The sequence below is a fragment of the Streptomyces sp. NBC_01241 genome, assembly GCF_041435435.1.
Lineage (GTDB): Bacteria > Actinomycetota > Actinomycetes > Streptomycetales > Streptomycetaceae > Streptomyces.
On record NZ_CP108494.1, the window covers coordinates 7,855,968 to 7,872,852 of the forward strand.

General features: G+C 71.7%; 15 protein-coding genes. 13 read left to right on the forward strand and 2 right to left on the reverse strand.

What is annotated here, in order from left to right; translation table 11 throughout:
- Nucleotides 1–179 precede the first annotated feature (179 nt).
- From OG306_RS35685 to OG306_RS35725, 9 genes are all read left to right on the forward strand, one after another.
- Nucleotides 180–1,835 (forward strand): AMP-binding protein, encoded by a 1,656-nt coding sequence (locus OG306_RS35685; RefSeq protein ID WP_371666087.1) that lies wholly within the window; start codon nucleotides 180–182, stop codon nucleotides 1,833–1,835.
- A gap of 34 nt (nucleotides 1,836–1,869) precedes the next feature.
- A complete protein-coding gene (locus OG306_RS35690; RefSeq protein WP_266750514.1) occupies nucleotides 1,870–3,036 on the forward strand; it encodes an acyl-CoA dehydrogenase family protein in 1,167 nt (388 codons plus the stop codon).
- Nucleotides 3,033–4,049 (forward strand): bifunctional MaoC family dehydratase N-terminal/OB-fold nucleic acid binding domain-containing protein, encoded by a 1,017-nt coding sequence (locus OG306_RS35695; protein WP_371666088.1) that lies wholly within the window; start codon nucleotides 3,033–3,035, stop codon nucleotides 4,047–4,049. Before OG306_RS35690 ends, OG306_RS35695 begins: the two co-directional genes overlap by 4 nt.
- Nucleotides 4,049–5,158 (forward strand): acyl-CoA dehydrogenase family protein, encoded by a 1,110-nt coding sequence (locus tag OG306_RS35700; protein WP_371666089.1) that lies wholly within the window; start codon nucleotides 4,049–4,051, stop codon nucleotides 5,156–5,158. Before OG306_RS35695 ends, OG306_RS35700 begins: the two co-directional genes overlap by 1 nt.
- A gap of 83 nt (nucleotides 5,159–5,241) precedes the next feature.
- Nucleotides 5,242–5,646 (forward strand): MaoC family dehydratase, encoded by a 405-nt coding sequence (locus OG306_RS35705; RefSeq protein ID WP_327349179.1) that lies wholly within the window; start codon nucleotides 5,242–5,244, stop codon nucleotides 5,644–5,646.
- Nucleotides 5,643–6,824 (forward strand): lipid-transfer protein, encoded by a 1,182-nt coding sequence (locus tag OG306_RS35710; RefSeq protein ID WP_371666090.1) that lies wholly within the window; start codon nucleotides 5,643–5,645, stop codon nucleotides 6,822–6,824. Before OG306_RS35705 ends, OG306_RS35710 begins: the two co-directional genes overlap by 4 nt.
- Nucleotides 6,821–7,669 carry a MaoC/PaaZ C-terminal domain-containing protein gene (locus OG306_RS35715; RefSeq protein ID WP_327349178.1) on the forward strand — a complete coding sequence of 283 codons (849 nt, stop codon included), beginning with the start codon at nucleotides 6,821–6,823 and terminating at the stop codon, nucleotides 7,667–7,669. The genes OG306_RS35710 and OG306_RS35715 overlap by 4 nt, the downstream gene beginning before the upstream one ends.
- Nucleotides 7,662–8,447, forward strand: coding sequence for a 2-keto-4-pentenoate hydratase (locus OG306_RS35720; RefSeq protein ID WP_266750523.1), 786 nt, complete (start codon nucleotides 7,662–7,664; stop codon nucleotides 8,445–8,447). Before OG306_RS35715 ends, OG306_RS35720 begins: the two co-directional genes overlap by 8 nt.
- 105 nt (nucleotides 8,448–8,552) lie before the next feature.
- Nucleotides 8,553–9,488: a 3-oxoacyl-ACP reductase gene (locus OG306_RS35725; RefSeq protein ID WP_266750524.1), complete on the forward strand. Its 936-nt coding sequence runs from the start codon at nucleotides 8,553–8,555 to the stop codon at nucleotides 9,486–9,488.
- Between the two features lie 99 nt (nucleotides 9,489–9,587).
- Here the strand turns inward: OG306_RS35725 and OG306_RS35730 are convergent, their stop codons facing one another.
- The gene (locus OG306_RS35730; RefSeq protein WP_266750526.1) at nucleotides 9,588–10,217 is read right to left on the reverse strand and encodes a TetR family transcriptional regulator; all 630 of its coding nucleotides are present in this window, start codon (nucleotides 10,215–10,217) and stop codon (nucleotides 9,588–9,590) included.
- 292 nt (nucleotides 10,218–10,509) lie between these two features.
- On the opposite strand from OG306_RS35730, the gene OG306_RS35735 reads away from it, so the two are divergent.
- From OG306_RS35735 to hsaA, 4 genes are all read left to right on the forward strand, one after another.
- A complete protein-coding gene (locus tag OG306_RS35735; protein ID WP_266750527.1) occupies nucleotides 10,510–12,087 on the forward strand; it encodes an FAD-dependent oxidoreductase in 1,578 nt (525 codons plus the stop codon).
- 163 nt (nucleotides 12,088–12,250) lie between these two features.
- Nucleotides 12,251–13,042, forward strand: a complete 792-nt coding sequence (locus tag OG306_RS35740; protein WP_266750529.1) for an SDR family NAD(P)-dependent oxidoreductase — start codon at nucleotides 12,251–12,253, stop codon at nucleotides 13,040–13,042.
- Nucleotides 13,039–14,616 carry a FadD3 family acyl-CoA ligase gene (locus tag OG306_RS35745; protein ID WP_266750530.1) on the forward strand — a complete coding sequence of 526 codons (1,578 nt, stop codon included), beginning with the start codon at nucleotides 13,039–13,041 and terminating at the stop codon, nucleotides 14,614–14,616. Before OG306_RS35740 ends, OG306_RS35745 begins: the two co-directional genes overlap by 4 nt.
- Nucleotides 14,617–14,643: 27 nt before the next feature.
- A complete protein-coding gene (gene hsaA, locus OG306_RS35750) occupies nucleotides 14,644–15,810 on the forward strand; it encodes a 3-hydroxy-9,10-secoandrosta-1,3,5(10)-triene-9,17-dione monooxygenase oxygenase subunit (RefSeq protein ID WP_266750532.1) in 1,167 nt (388 codons plus the stop codon).
- Between the two features lie 243 nt (nucleotides 15,811–16,053).
- Here the strand turns inward: hsaA and OG306_RS35755 are convergent, their stop codons facing one another.
- Complete coding sequence (locus OG306_RS35755) at nucleotides 16,054–16,839, reverse strand: SDR family oxidoreductase (protein ID WP_266750533.1); 786 nt, start codon at nucleotides 16,837–16,839, stop codon at nucleotides 16,054–16,056.
- Nucleotides 16,840–16,885: the final 46 nt, after the last annotated feature.

A 16,885-nucleotide genomic window follows, 5' to 3' on the forward strand; every position in this document is an offset into this window, starting at 1 on the left:
GAGGCTCGGAGCGAGGACCGGCCGACGGTTCAGGACCACGCGAACTCTCCGTCGTGCCACGTCCATCGAGGCATCAGCGCAGCACCATTCACGGCGGGCGGCCCGGCGCGCACATCTGCACGCGTCGACGCCCGCACCGACAGCGGGAAACCCCGGTCAACGGGTGAGAGGGACCGACGTTGCCACACGAGACGATTGCCGACCTGCTGCTTGCCCGGGCCGGGGACGACCACGTGGGTCTGCGCACCCGCGAGCGCAGCTGGACCTGGGACGAGGTCGTCCGGGAGAGCGCGGCGCGCGCATCCTGGGCCGGGTCGCTCCGCACCGAGGGGCCGTTCCACATCGGTGTACTGCTGGACAACGTGCCCGAGTTCATCTTCTGGCTGGGCGGTGCCGCCCTCAGCGGCGCGACCGTCGTCGGCATCAACTCCACCCGCCGCGGCGCCCAGCTCGAACAGGAGGTGCGGCATGCCGACTGCGGGCTGCTCGTCACCGACCGCGCCGGCCTCGCACTGCTCGCCGGCCTCGACACCGGCGTGGACCGGGACCGGATCCTGGTCGTCGACGAGCCGGGATTCGCACAGAAGGCGGCCGGGTACGCCGCCGACCCGGTCCGGGACCCGGCCGTCACCGCGGACACCCGGATGCTGCTGCTGTTCACCTCCGGTACGACGGGCGCCTCCAAGGCGGCAATCTGCTCGCAGGGCCGGCTGACCGCGCTCGCCCGCGCCAACTGCGCCAAGTACGACATCGGCCGCGACGCCATCTGCTACTGCCCCATGCCGCTGTTCCACGGGAACGCGCTGATGATGCTGTGGGCTCCCGCCCTGACCGCCGGCGCCACCATCGCCCTCACCCCCAAGTTCTCGGCCTCCGGCTTCCTCCCGGACGTCAAGCACTTCGGAGCAACCTTCTTCACCTACGTCGGCAAGGCGATCGGTTACGTCCTGGCGACACCCGAGCAGGCCGGCGACGGCGACAACCGGCTGACCCACGCCTTCGGCACGGAAGCCTCCCCGGAGGACCAGGCCGCCTTCCTGCGCCGCTTCGGGTGCCGGCTCATCGAGGGCTACGGTTCGAGCGAGGGCGGCGGCATGCTCAAACAGGCACCCGGCGGCCCGGTGGGGGCGCTCGGTGTGCCCGCCCGCGACAGCGTCAGGATCGTCCACCCGGAGAGCCGCGAGCAGTGCCCGCCCGCCGTCCTCGACGAGCACGGCAGGGTGCAGAACCCGGAAGAGGCCATCGGGGAGATCGTCGACACCGAGGGCGCCGCCAGGTTCGAGGGCTACTACAAGAACGACGCCGCGAACGCCGAACGCGTACGCCACGGCTGGTACTGGACCGGTGACCTCGGATACGTCGACGAGTCCGGCTGGTTCTACTTCGCGGGCCGTTCCGGCGACTGGATCCGCGTCGACGGGGAGAACACCTCGGCGCTGCTGACCGAACGGATCCTGCGCAGGCACCCGGCCATCGTCGCCGCCGGAGTCTTCGGTGTGCCCGACCCCCGCTCCGGCGACCAGGTGATGGCCGCGGTCGAGATCCCCGAGGGCACACGCTTCGAGGAGCTGCGGCTGCCGGAGTTCCTGACCCGGCAGGAGGACCTCGGCACCAAGGGCGCACCGCGCTTCGTCCGGGTCTCCCACGCCCTCCCGAGCACCGGCTCCAACAAGCTGCGCAAGAAGGAGATGCAGCTCCAGGGCTGGCGCACAAAGGACCCGGTCTACCGCTGGGCCGGACGCGGGGAGCCGGACTACGTACCCATGACCGACGAGGACAAGACGGCACTGCGTGGCGAGTTCCTCGCCAACGGGCGTGCGCGCTTCCTTCCCTGACCACGCCCGCCGGCGACAACGACAGGAGAACCACATGCAACTGCGCGAGAGTGCCGCACAGCGCGAGCTGCGCAAGGAGTTGCGCAGGTACTTCTCGGGCCTGATGCCCGAGGAGGAGCGCCGCCGGGTCGGCGAGGAGGGCGTAGGCGGTGACCGCTTCCGTGAGGTGGTCAAGCGGCTCGGCTCCGACGGCTGGCTGGGCATCGGCTGGCCGAAGGAGTACGGGGGCCAGGGCCGCTCGATCGAGGAACAGTACGTGTTCTTCGACGAGGTCCAGCGGGCCGGTCTCCCGTTCCCGTTCGTCACCGTGAACACCGTCGGCCCCACGCTCATGGCGTACGGGTCGCAAGAGCACAAGGAACGCTTCCTTCCGGGCATCCTCTCCGGCGACATCGTCTTCGCGATCGGCTACACCGAGCCCGAGGCCGGCACGGACCTGGCGTCGCTGACGACGCGGGCCGTCCGTGACGGCGACGGCTTCGTCGTCGACGGCAGCAAGATCTTCACCAGTGGCGCCAACACCGCCGACCACATCTGGCTGGCCGTCCGGACCGACGCCGACGCCCCCAAGCACCAGGGCATCTCGATCCTGGTCGTCCCGACCGACGCCGAGGGGTTCTCCTGGAGCCCCATCCGGACCGTGGGCGGCATGGTCGTCACCGCCACCTACTACAGCGGTGTCCGGGTGCCGGCCACCGAGGTGGTGGGCGAGGTGAACGGCGGCTGGCGGCTGATCACGGCTCAGCTCAACCACGAGCGCATCGGCCTGGCGGCGCTGGGCGGCCGGATGATCCAGCTGTGGGAGCGCGTCCTGGAGTGGGCCAAGGCCAACGGCACCATCGAACTGCCGTGGGTCCGCCAGGAGTTCGCACGCACCCACGCCCGGCTGGAGGCGATGCGGCTGATGAACTGGAAGATGACCGGCGCGGTCGCCCAGGGCACCCTGACCGGAGCCGAGGCCGGCGCGGCCAAGACGTACGGCACCGAGACCCATATCGAGGTACAGCGGAGCCTGACCCAGATTTTGGGAGCGGCGGGGCGCGTCCGGCCCGAGTCGCCGGGCGCGGTGCTGGCCGGACAGGTGGAGCAGCTCTCGCGCCAGGGCATCGTGAACACCTTCGGCGGCGGCGTCAACGAGGTCCTCCGCGACATGGTCGCCACCCAGGGCCTGGGCCTTCCCCGCAAGGGGCGTGGCGCGTGAACGAGGAGTACGAGGAGCAGCTGCGGGCCTTCGTCGGCCGCGAACTGAAGCCGCTCGCCCCGGGCCAGGACCCCGTCAACCGGCCGATGATCCGGCACTGGGCGGAGGCGATGGGGGACGGCAATCCGGTGTACGTCGACGACGAGGCGGCCCGCGCCACGGGACGCGCCGGTGTGGTGGCCCCTGCGTCGATGGTCCAGGCGTGGACGATGCGGGGCTATGCCGCCACGACGGCCCCGCCGGGTGCGTACAGCGGGTTCGACGAGCTGGTCGAGCTGCTGGACGCGGGCGGTTACACCTCCGTGGTGGCGACCGACTCCGAGCTGGAGTTCCTGCGCGAACTGGAGCCGGGGGACCACGTCGGCGTGCAGGAGGTGGTCGAGTCGATCTCACCGGAGAAACGGACCGGGCTCGGCGTCGGACGGTTCGTCACCACCGTGAAGACCTACCGGGACCAGGACGGGCAGCCGGTCGCCACCCAGCGCTGGCGCACCCTGCGGTTCCGTCCCGCGCAGTCGCAGTCGCAGTCGCAGTCGCAGCCGGAGCCGGAGCCGGAGCGGGAGGCGGTCGCGGAACCGGCCGCGGCGCCGGGGCGGGAACCGGCGGCGCTGCGGCCACGGCCCGCCCTCAACCGCGACAACGTCTTCTGGTTCGAGGCGGCCAAGGAGCACCGCCTGCTGATCCAGCGCTGTTCCTCCTGCGCGACCCTGCGGCACCCGCCGGGGCCCTGCTGCCCGCGGTGCAACTCCCCGGACCGGGACACCGTCGAGGCATCGGGGCGCGGCCACGTCTACAGCTTCACGGTGAACCACCACCCGCGGCATCCGGCCTTCGCGTTCCCGGTGGTCGTCGCGGTCGTCGAACTGGCCGAGGGCACCCGGCTCATCACCAACCTGGCCGGCATCGCGCCCGAGGACGTCGCCATCGGCATGCCCGTCGTCCTCGACTGGCTGGACGCCGACCCCGACCTTTCACTGCCGGTGTTCCGGCCTGTCGCGACGGAGGACCACTAGTGGATTTCTCGCTGGGAGAAGAGCTCGAAGCAGTCCGGGACCTGGCACGTGAGATCTTCACCGACCGGGCCACCCCCGAACGGCTGCGCGAGATCGAGACGTCCGAAACCCGTGTCGACCGTAAGCTCTGGGCCGACCTGGCCGCTGCCGGGCTGCTCGGCACGGCCCTGCCCGAGGAGGCCGGCGGCGCCGGACTCGGGACGGCCGCGCTGTGCGTCCTGCTGGAGGAACAGGGGCGGTGCGTGGCACCTGTCCCGATCTGGCCGGCCGTCGTCGCCGCCCTCGCGGTCGACGCGCACGGCTCCGAGCGGCAGCGCGGTACGCTCCTGCCGGCCGTGGCCGACGGCACGGCCCGGCCGACGCTCGCGCTGGAGGAGTTCGGCCCGGCCGATCCGCTCGCACCGCTGACGACCGCCACGGCCGACGGGGACGACTGGCGGCTCAGCGGCACCAAGGCCGTGGTGCCCTCGCCCGCGGGCGCCGGGCAGGTGCTCGTCACCGCCACGACCGAAGCGGGCACCGGTCTCTTCCTCGTCGCCGCGGACGCCGCCGGGGTCATCTGGGACCACGCCGAGACCACCAGCCACGACCTTGCCGGGCAGCTCACGCTCGACGGTGCGCTCGCCGAGGCGGTCGGCGCCCCGGGCACCGGAACCGTGGAGTGGACCGTCGAACGCGCCGCCGTCGCGCTGGCCGCCGTACAGCTCGGGGTCGCCGAGGGCGCGCTGCGGCACGCCGCGGGCTATCTGGGCGAGCGCCGGCAGTTCGGCCGTCCGCTGGCCACCTTCCAGGCCGTGCAGCACCAGCTCGCCGACTGCTGGATCGACATCGAGGCGATGCGGGTGGCGCTGTGGCAGGCGGTGACCGCGCTCGACGACGGCGAAGGCGCGGCCCGGGCGGCGCTGGTCGCCAAGTGGTGGGCCACCGAGGGCGGACTGAACGTCGTCCACCGGGTCCAGCACGTGCACGGCGGCATCGGCGTGGACACCGACTATCCGGTGCACCGCCACTTCCTGTGGGGCAAACAGATCTCGACGACCCTGGGCGGGGCGGGCGCCGACCTCTCCCGGCTCGGCGCGCTCCTGGCCCGCGAGGCGGTGGCCTCATGACGGCACCGGCCCGAAGCACACCACCGGCCCGAAGCACACCACCGGCCACACGGACGGCGCCGGCCACGCGGACGTACGAGGAGGTGGCCATCGGCGACACTCTCCCCGAGCTGTCGATCCGGCTCACCCGCACGCTCATCGTCGCCACCGCCCTCGCGAGCCGCGACTACCAGGACGTGCACCACGACCCCGAACTGGCGCGGCAGCGCGGCTCGAAGGACATCTTCATGAACATCCTGACCAGCAACGGACTGGTCGACCGGTACATCACGGGATGGGCCGGCCCGGCCGCGGTCGTCAAGGCGATCCGGATCCGGCTCGGCGCGCCCAACCACCCCGGCGACACGATGGTGCTCAGCGGCACCGTCACGGCCAGGACCGACGAGGACCGCGGGCTGGAGATCTCCGTGCGGGGCACCAACAGCCTGGGCACCCATGTCACCGGCACGGTGACCGTGCGACTTCCGGAGGGGGCGGGGCACCGATGACCGTCAGCGCCCTGTCCGGTGCCGCCGCCGTGGTGGGCATCGGGGCCACCGAGTTCTCCAAGTTTTCCGGGCGCAGCGAGCTCCAACTGGCCTGCGAGGCTGTGCTCGCCGCCCTCGCCGACGCCGGGCTGAAGCCGTCCGACGTCGACGGCCTGGTCACCTTCACCGCCGAGACCAACTCCGAGATCCACCTGGCCCGCAACACCGGTATGGGGGAGCTGACGTTCTTCTCCCGCATCGGCTACGGCGGCGGCGCCGGCTGCGGGACCGTGCAGCAGGCGGCCATGGCCGTCGCCACGGGCGCCGCGGAGGTGGTCGTCTGCTACCGCGCGTTCAACGAGCGCTCCGGCGAACGGTACGGGCTCGGGCAGGCCGACCGGCCGATGGACACCACCGCCGACCGTGCCGCGTACGCCTGGATGACCCCGTTCGGACTGAGCACCCCCGCCCAGTGGGTCGCCATGTTCGCCCGCCGGTACATGCATGAATACGGCGCCACCAGTGAGGACTTCGGCCGGGTTGCCGTTGTCGACCGCAAGCACGCCGCGAACAATCCCGCCGCGTGGTTCCACGGGCGGCCCATCACCCTGGAGGACCACCAGAACTCGCGCTGGATCGCCGAACCGCTGCGCCTGCTGGACTGCTGCCAGGAGACCGACGGCGGCCAGGCCCTGGTCGTCGTGTCGGCGGAGCGGGCCCGCGACCTGCCCCACCCGCCCGCGGTGATCCGCGCCGCGGCCCAGGGACTGGGAGCCGACCAGCACATGATGACCAGCTACTACCGGCCGACGATCAGCGGCATTCCGGAAATGGGCCTGGTCGGGCGGCAGTTGTACGGTCAGAGCGGCCTCGGGCCCGACGACATCGACGCCGCGATCCTGTACGACCACTTCACCCCGCTGGTGCTGCCGCAGCTGGAGGAGCTGGGCTTCTGCGGGACGGGCGAGGCCAAGGACTTCATCGCGGAGGGGAACCTGGAGATCGGCGGCCGGCTTCCGGTGAACACCCACGGCGGTCAGCTCGGCGAGGCCTATCTGCACGGCATGAACGGCATCGCGGAGGGCGTCCGGCTGGTCCGCGGCACCTCGGTGAACCAGCCCGACGGAGTCGGCAACGTCCTCGTCACCGCGGGGACCGGGGTACCGACCAGCGGACTCGTCCTGGGAACCGCCCGATGACCGCCTCCCCGTGGCGCGGCCGCGATCTCGGCACCCGTACCGTCTCGTACACCGAACGCGACGCGATCCTGTACGCGCTCGCGGTCGGAGCGCGGGCGAGCGACCTCGATCTGGTGTTCGAGGAACGGTTGCGGGTATTGCCCACGTTCGCGCTGACGCTGGCGCAGTGGGCTCCCGACGCCCTCGGCGCGCTGGGCGCCTTCGACATCAGGACCGCCGTCCACGGAGCCCAGCGGCTGAGGGTGCTGGCTCCGCTGGCGAGGAGCGGCGAGGTGGCGATGACGGCCCGGGTCGCCGAGGTGTGGGACAAGGGTTCCGCCGCCGTCTTCGACGTCGAGGTGGCGAGCGAGTGCTTCGTGGCGACGTGGTCGCTGTTCGCCCCCGGCTGCGGCGGCTTCGGCGGCGGCCGGGGTGCCGGCGCCCCGAAACGGCCGGAGAAACCCGCCGACCAGCGGCTGGCCGTGACCACGCACCCCGACCAGGCGGCGCTCTACCGGCTGCTCGGCGACCGGCACCACATGCACATCGACCCGGAGGCCGCCCGGGCCGCGGGCATGCCCCGGCCGTTCCTGCACGGTCTGTGCACGCTCGCCGCGGTCACCCTTCCCGTGGCCGAGACGCTGGGAGCCCACCCGGCCGACGTGGTGGAGCTCGAAGCCCGGTTCGCCGCGCCGGTGTTCCCGGGCGAGCGGCTCGACGTCCACGGATGGCAGGACGGCGACGCGGGCCTGCGGTTCGAGACGTCGGCACACGAACGCACGGCGATCTCCGGTGGCCGTATCCGTTTCCGTTCCACCCGCCCGACGGGCGGACCCCCGATCCAGGAGGAGGACCACGATGCTTGAGCCGTCGCAGCGTGCCGGAGCCGCAGACCTGTTGTGGGCGGCACAGCGGGACCGGGTACCGGTGGCCCCGCTCACCGAGACGTTCCCCGGTATCGATGTGGTCGATGCCTACGAGATCCAACTGGCGAACATCCGCAGGCAGTTGGCGACGGGGGTCACCGTGAGCGGCCACAAGGTGGGGCTCTCCTCGAAGGTCATGCAGCAGATGATGGGGGTCGACGAGCCGGACTACGGCCATCTGCTCTCGGACATGGTGCTGTCGGAAGAGACCCCCGTCGACACCGGCCGTTACTGCTTCCCCCGGATCGAGGTCGAGATCGGCTACGTACTCGGCGAGAGCCTCCCCGGAGAGGGGTGCACGGGCGAGGACGTCCTCGCCGCGACGGAGTACGTCGTCGCGAGCATCGAACTCATCGACAGCCGCATCCAGGACTGGAAGATCGGACTCGCGGACACCATCGCCGACAACGCCTCCTCGGCGGGAGTGGTCCTGGGGGCCGCCCGGGTCGCCCCGCGCGACCTGGACCTCACCGACATCGGCGCCGTGCTGTACCGGGGCGGCGAGGAGATCGCGCGCGGCAACACCAGTGCGGTGCTCGGGGATCCGACGGAGGCCGTCGCCTGGCTGGCCCGCAAGGTGGCGTCGTTCGGCGTCCGGCTGGAGGCCGGTCACATCGTGCTGCCCGGCTCCTGCACCCGGGCGGTCGACGTGCGGCCCGGAGACGACTTCCGTGCCGAGTTCGCCGGGCTGGGCCCGGTGTCGGTCCGCTTCGCATAGCGACGGGGCCCGCACCGCTCAGCGGGACACCCCATCGGGCGGAACTAGAATTCATACTAGTTTCGGACTCTCGGAACGCATGTCGCACGAGAGGAATGAGGCAGCATGAGCTCGACGAACAGCCTGGTGGGGCGTACCGCCGTCGTCACCGGCGCCGGTGCCGGCCTCGGCCGGAGCGAGGCGCTGGCGCTCGCGGCCCGGGGCGCCAACGTGGTGGTGAACGACGTGGGGCCGGCCGCCGAGGAGGTCGTCGCGGAGATCAAGGCCCTGGGCCGCGAGGCCGTCGCGGTGACCGGCGACGTCGGCGAGTGGTCCATGGGCGACCGGCTGGTGCGGGCCGCGGTGGAGACCTTCGGCAGCCTGGACATCCTCGTCAACAACGCGGGTGTGCTGCGCGACAAGATGCTCTTCAACCTCACCGAGTCCGACTGGGACGACGTCATCCGCGTCCACCTCAAGGGGCACGCCGCCGTCTCGCGCGCGGCGGCGGCGCACTGGCGGGCGGCTGCCAAGGCGGTCGGCGGCCCCGTCTACGGGCGGGTGGTCAACACCTCCTCCGAGGCCTTCCTCTTCGGGGCCCCGGGCCAGCCGAACTACTCCGCGGCCAAGGCCGGCATCACCGCGCTGACCCTGGCCACCGCCCAAGGGCTGTCCCGTTACGGCGTGCGCGCCAACGCGATCTGCCCGCGGGCCCGCACCGGCATGACGGAGGCGGTCTTCGGCGCCGGGGCGAACGCCGACGACGGACTGGACATCCTCGCCCCCGAGCGGGTCGGGACGTTCGTGAGCTATCTGGCCTCACCCGCCGCGGAAGAGATCAACGGCCAGGTGTTCGTCGTCTACGGCGACATGGTGGCTCTCATGGCGGCCCCCACCGTGGAACGGAAGTTCACCGCGGCCGACGGGACCTTCACCCCGGAGGAGCTCGACTCCCAGCTGACGCCCTACTTCAGCGGGCGCAACCCGTACCACAACTACGCGGCCTTCAGCGTCGCCGAACTCGACACCACCGGGGTCGAGAACGTGGCAGCCGCGAACTGACCCCTCGCGGGGCACACGAAGCGGGGGCCGTCTCCTTCCCGGAGACAGCCCCCGCTTCGTGTGCCCCGTACCAGCGCGCTCCGCCCGGACCGGTGCGGATCAACCCGAGCGCGTCTCCAGGGGCGTGGGGCCGGGCGCGAGCAGCAGCTCGCACGCCATGCGCAGGTCGGACTCCGCGTCGGCGGCGGAGATCCGCCCGTTGAGCCGCGACTGCAGGACGCCGTACCAGAGCAGCGTCAGCAACCGGACGCGGGTGAGGTGCTGCTCCGCGGGGTGCTCCACACCCCAGGCTTTCAGCATGAGATCGCGGAAGCCGGTGTCGACGCGCGTCACGTCGGTGACGGTCGCGGCGCTCGCGGAGTTCGCCGACTGGATCATCGCGGTGGCGAGCGTCGGATGGCGCAGCAGGTTGTGCGTGGCGCTGGCCAGCGTCTCGAAGACGGCGTCCACCGCAGAGGTGTCGGCGCCGCGCTCGGGCAGCCGTGCGCCGAAGCCTTCGATCTGCTCGGCCATGACCGCGGTGAACAGGTGGGTCTTCGAAGGGAAGTAGCGGTAGAGCGTGCCGATCGCCACTCCGGCGGCCTTGGCCACCTCATGCATCTGCACCCGGTCCAGGTCCTGCTCGGCGGCGAGCTCCGCGGCCGCGCGGAGGATGCGCAGCTGACGCGCCCGCTGACCGGGAGAGCTGGGTTCGGCACCTGCCCTGGCCTCGGCGATTCTCGGCACCATTCCCCCAAACCCGGCCGGATACAAGAACGACAGCCGAGGATACGCGGCAAGGCGCCGGGACGGGCGGACCGGCATCCCACTCAGTGCGACCGGGCCCGCACCCGGTGGCGGCTTCCCCGGCGGAACCCGGTTCGTTTCCGTACGCAACGGCCTGCCCGAGCAGGGGAGCCGGTCCGTTCAGGCGTCCGGCCGGGCCCTTCTCCTCCCGGTGAACGGGACTGGGCGTACCCGCGACAACGGCACTTGTTCCTACGCTGACCGGCACATCGACGACCGGCCAGGAGGAAACCCCATGTCCATTGCCACAAGCAGCCCGCCCCCAGCCGGAAGTTGGGACGCCGAGTGCGACGTCCTCGTGGTCGGTTCGGGAGGCGGCGGCTGTACCGGCGCCTACACGGCCGCAGCCCATGGACTGGACACGATGCTCATCGAGAAGACGCCGCTCTTCGGCGGCACCACCGCCTACTCCGGCGCCTCCCTGTGGCTGCCGGGCAACCAGGCGCAGCAAAGGTCCGGACTCGACGACAGCGCACAGCAGGCTCTCGGCTACCTGCGCGCCACAGTCGGCGAACGCACCAGGACGTCGCTGCAGGAGTCCTACGTCAACCACAGCGGGGACCTGGTCGCGTTCCTGGAGGAGAGCCGTCACCTGTGCTTTTGCTACGCGGCGTTCCCGGACTACTACGACGCTCCGGGAAGGTTCGACCGGGGACGCTCGATAGTGCCGGAGGAGATCGACGCCGCGGAACTCGGAGACCTGCTGGACCTCCTGCGCCCCTCCTGGGCGGCCGACCGCCTGGGCGCGGACCTGCCCCGGACCCGCCTGGGGGGCGGACAGGCTCTGATCGGGCGCTTCCTGCTGGCCCTGCGGGAGACGTCCCGGGTGCGGCTGAGCCACAGCACCGCCCTGGACGGACTGATCCAGGAGAACGGCCGGGTCGTCGGCGTCCACGCGCTGCGAGACGGCCGCCGGCTGCGTATCCGGGCCCGTGCGGGCGTCATCCTCGCCGCCGGCGGCTTCGAGGGCAGCGACGAACTGCGCCGGACGTATCAGGCCCCCCGGGACGCCCGATGGACCATGGGGCCGACGGGAGCCAACACCGGCGACGCGCTGCGGGCAGGTCTCTCGGCCGGCGCGGGCACCGACCTGCTGGGCGAATGCTGGTGGTGCCCCAGCGTGGCGCTGGACGAATCGACCGCGTCTTTCACCCTCGGTGCCAGGGGCGGCATCTTCGTCAACGCCCAAGGACGCCGGTTCGCCAACGAGTCCCTTCCCTACGACCGGATGGGCCGCGCCCTGCTCGCCCAGGAGGCCACCGGCAACCCCCTGCCCTGCTACTGGATCTACGACGGCACGACCGAGGGCCTGCCGCCCGGTATCGTCAGCGCGAACCCCAAAGATGCCCAGCCGTACCTCGACAGCGGCGTGTGGAAGAGGGCCGACACCCTGGCCGGCCTCGCGGAGCGGATCGGCGTCCCGGCCGCGGAGCTCGCGGCAACGGTCGAGCGGTTCAACGGCTTCGCGGCGGCCGGCGTGGACGAGGACTTCCACCGCGGGGAAGACCCCTACGACCGCTTCTTCGCTACGGGTGAGGGCCCGAACCCCAATCTTGTGCCGCTGGAGAAGGGGCCGTTCCACGCCGTTCCCGTCGTACTCGGCGACCTCGGTACCAAGGGCGGCCTGACCACCGACGACCAGGCCCGCGTGACGACACCCGACGGCGACGTCATCCCGGGCCTGTACGCGGCGGGCAACACCATGGCGTCCGTGAGCGGCCCGGTCTACCCGGGTCCGGGTGTGCCCATCGGCTCGGCGATGGTCTTCGCCTACCTGGCGGCCATGGACATCGCCCGGCAGCAGACGGACTGACCGGACCGCGGCACCGGCCCGCTGCCGGCCGCGAGCAGCCCCCACCCGAGGAAGATCCCGACCAGTGGGATCGTGACAGCCGCGCCCCCGGTGCCCCGGCCTATCGTCCCCGGCACACCGCGTTCCGAAGGACGGCCGTCGCGCCGGGGCAGGAAGGAAGCCGATGATCGACAAGAGCGTGTACGGGCCGTGGGCGGTCGTCGCCGGAGGATCCGAAGGCGTGGGGGCCTCCTTCGCGCACCGGCTCGCCGACGCCGGAATCAACCTGGTCCTCGTCGCACGCAAGCCGGGACCGCTGCGGCAGACCGCCGACGAGGTCCGCGCGAAGGGCGTCGAGGTGCGCACCCTCGAACTCGACCTCCTCGACCCCGGCGCACTGGCGTCGATCCGCAAGGCGACCGATGACGTCGAGGTCGGGCTGCTGATCTTCAACGCGGGCGCCAACAGCTACGGCCACGAGTTCGTGAGCAGCGACCTCGACCGGGTCCAGGGCGTCATCGACCTCAACATCACCGCCCAGCTCGCCCTCTCGCACCACTTCGGCGCGAGCATGAAGGAGCGCGGCCGGGGCGGCATCATGCTGGTCGGCTCGCTCTCCGGCTACCTGGGCCAGGCACAGATCAGCATCTACTCCGCCGCCAAGGCGTTCAGCCGGGTCTTCGTCGAGGGGCTCTGGCTGGAGTTGGAGCCGTACGGCGTGCACGTCCTCGAACTGGTCCTCGGCGTGACCCGCACCCCCGCGATGGAGCGGGCCGGCCTGCGCATGGACCTGCCCGGACTGCGGGTGGCCGAGCCCGACGACGTCGCGGAGGAGGGCCTGGCCCATCTCGCCGACGGACCCGTGTGGGTCGCCGGAGGCAACCAGACGGCGGCCGAGAAGCGCAGCGGCTTCCCCCGCGCCGGACTCGTACGCGGCGCCCACGAGGCGTCCCGGCGCCTGCTCCCCGGCTCATGAGGGGCCCGCTGACGATTCCCGGCGCACTGGACCTCGCCGCGACCACCCATCCGTGGACGGAAGCGGTCGTGGACGACGAAGTGCGGCTGACCTACGCGCAGCTGCGCCACGAGGCCCTTACGGTCACGAGGTCGCTGCTGGCGCTCGGCGTCCGGCGCGGCGACCGGATCGCCCTGTGGGCGCCCAACAGCCACCGCTGGGTGGTGACCGCCCTCGCCGCCGCAGGTGCCGGCGCGATCCTGGTTCCCGTCAACACGCGGTACAAGGGCGACGAGGCGCGCGGGGTGCTCGAAAAGAGCCGGACGCGGCTCCTGCTGGTCGAGAACGGCTTCCTGGGCAACGACTACCTGGCCATGCTCGGCACGGACGCCACCGGGGAGACACCGGTCCCGGGGCTGCCCGATCTCCTCGACGTGGTGACGCTCGGCGGCCCGGCGCATTCCGCCGCGCGGCCGTGGGAGGCGTTCGTGGAGCTCGGCAGCCGGGTCCCGGAGGACGAGGCGGTCGCGCAGTGGGCGTCCGTACGGCCCGACGACGTGTCGGATCTGCTGTTCACCTCCGGGACGACCGGCAGACCCAAGGGAGTGCTGACGAGCCATCAGCAGAATCTCTCGACGTACCGGGCCTGGTGCGGCCGGACCGGCGTCACCGGCGACGACCGCTACCTGATCATCAATCCGCTGTTCCACTGCTTCGGCTACAAGGCAGGGGTCCTGGCCTGCCTGCTGCAGGGCGCGACGATGGTCCTGCAAGCCGTGTTCGACGTGACGAAGGCGATGACCGCCGTCGAGGCGGAGCGTGTCACCGTCCTGCCGGGCCCGCCCACGATCTACACCTCGATCCTGGACGCGCCGGATCGGACCCGGTACGACCTGACCTCCCTGCGCCTGGCCGTGACGGGCTCCGCCGTGGTGCCGATCGCCCTGGTGCAGCGGATGAGAGCCGAACTGTTTCCCGTCGTCCTCACCGCGTACGGACTGACCGAGTGCTGCGGCACCGTGACCGCGTGCGCCGTCGAGGACGACGACGAGACCGTGGCGCTGACTGCCGGCCGGCCGATCGACGGCGTGGAACTGGCCGTCGTCGACGGCGAAGGACGGACCGTGCCCGTGGGGCAGGACGGCGAGGTCCTGGTCCGCGGTTACAACGTCATGCTCGGCTACCTCGACGATCCGCGGGCGAGCGCCGGGACCGTCGACGCTGACGGTTGGCTGGCCACCGGAGACGTGGGACGCGTCGACGAACGCGGCAACCTGACCATCACCGGCCGGTCGAAGGACATGTTCACCGTCGGAGGCTTCAACGTCTACCCGGCGGAGATCGAGCAGGTGCTCAGCCGGCACGACGCCGTCGCCGAGGCCGCGGTCGTCGGCGTCCCGGACGGCCGGCTGGGCGAGGTCGGACGGGCCTATGTGACCCTGCGGCCGGGTGCGGAGGCCGCAGCCGCCGAGCTGATCGGCTTCTGCCGCGACAGGCTGGCGAACTTCAAGGTCCCGCGCGAGGTCGTCGTGCTCCAGGAGTTCCCGCGCAACGCCTCCGGCAAGGTCCACAAGGCCGGGCTCCAGAGCACATGACGACGCACGGACATGGAGGACTGCACGATGGGCAACGAGGTTCTGGAGTCGGTACGCGCCCTGCTCCCCGCGATCGCGGAGCGGGCGCGGAACACCGACGAGTCGCGGCAGGTGCCTGAGAAGACGATCCGCGAACTCGTCGACGCCGGGGTCTTCCGGATGCTCCAGCCCCGGCGCTACGGCGGGCTGGAGGGCGACCCGGTGGACTTCTACGAGGTGGTCCGGGCGATCTCCGCCGTCTGCTGCTCGACCGGCTGGGTGGCCTCGGTTCTGGGCGTGCACCCCTGGCAGCTGGGGCTGTTCGACCGGCAGGCGCAGGACGAGGTGTGGGGCGAGGACCAGGACACCCTGGTCTCGTCGGCCTACGCCCCGGTGGGCAGGCTGACCCCCGTCGAGGGCGGCTACCGGCTCTCCGGCCGGTGGAGTTTCTCCTCCGGCTGCGGGCACGCCGCATGGGCGCTGCTGGGGGCCCTGGTCGTCGGGGCGCACGGCCGTCCCGTCGACTTCATGACGGTGCTGGTACCCCGCTGCGACTACCGGATCGAGGACGTCTGGGACGTGGTGGGACTGCGCGGCACCGCCAGCAACGACATCGTCGTCGAGCCGGTGTTCGTCCCGGCCCACCGGGTGATCCGCAACTACGAGCAGGCGCAGCTGAAGGGACCCGGCCAGAAGGTCAACCCCGGGCCCCTGTACCGGCTGCCGTTCGGGGCCGTCTTCACCAGCGCGATCACCGCTCCGGTCATCGGCGCCGTGGCGGGCGGCTACGACGCGTACATCTCCTCGATGAAGGAGCGGGTCCGGCTCAGCCTGGGCGGCGGCAGGTTCGTCGAGGACCCCTTCGCCCAGGTCGCGATCGCGCGGGCGGCCTCCGACCTCGACGCGACACTGCTGCAGATGGACCGCAACCTGCGCGAGCTGTCGGCCCTGGCGGAGGAGGGGCGCGAGATTCCCATGGAACTGCGCCTGCGCACGCGCCGGGACCAGGTGCGGGGCACCGAGCGGGCCGTCGCCGCGATGGACCTGCTGTTCAAGACGGCGGGCGGCAACTCGCTGCGCCGGGGCAACCCCATCGAGCGCGCCTGGCGGGACGCCCACGCCGGCAGCGTGCACGTGGCCAACGACGTCGAACGGGCGCTGGCGATGTACGGCCGCGGCGCATTCGGGCTCACCGTCGAGGACAATCTGGTCTGAGCTGACGAGGGGCCGCTGCCGGAGTCCGGCAGTGGCCCCTCGTCGCGTCAGGACGCGATGGAAAGTCGCTCACGGCATACGGAAGGTCCGGTCACGGCATACGGAAGGTCCGGTCACGGCGTGACGGAAATCGGGTCACGGCGGTTCGGAAATGAGAAACGGCCGCGCGGCATCCGCGCGGCCGTTTCCGTGCGGGCCCCCTCGGGCCCGCACACAGACCTCAACGGGCCCGTCCGCCCGGCCTCACCCGGTCCCGCCGGACTTCGCGGCGAGATAGCGGGAAGGGAACTCGCCCCCGCCGTGCACCGCCAGGTCGGCGCCGTTGACGTAGGAGGCGAGGCCACCGGCGAGATACAGACAGGCGCCCGCGACATCCTCCGGGAGGGCCATCCGCTCCATCGGGACGACCCGCGCCACCGCGGCCCCGCCGTCCTCGCCGTAGACGGCCGCGGCGCTCTCGGTGCGGATCAGACCGGTGGTGATGTGGTTGACCCGGACCTTCGGCGCCCACTCCAGGGCCAGTGCCCTGGTCAGGGTGAGCAGACCGGCCTTGGCGGCCGAGTAGGCGGCCGTGCCGGGCTGTGGGTCGTGGGCGGAGACACTGCCGATGTTGATGACCGAGCCACCACCGCTCTGGGTCCGCATGACCCGGTTGGCGGCCTGCGCCACGTAGAACGGCGCCAGCAGGTTGAGGGCGACGATCTTCTCGACGAACCGCGGGGAGACCGTGGCCGCTTCGGCGTCGGGGGAGCCGCCCGCGTTGTTCACGAGGACGTCCAGCCGGCCGAAGCGGTCCACGGCGCCGTCGACGAGCCGCGCAGCCGCTGCGGGGTCGCGGACATCGGCCGGGAGGAACACGGCGTGCCGGCCGTTCGCGCCGGGCAGCGCCCCTGGTTCGTTGCGGCCGCAGACGACGACATCCGCGCCCGCGCCGAGGAACGCCTCGGCGATCGCCGCACCGATGCCCTTGGTGCCCCCGGTGACCACCACGACTCGTCCGGTGAAGTCCATCGGGTTGTTGCTGTCCATGCTTCCGCCTTCTGTCAGGCTCCGGTAGGGCTCACTGGAATCCGTG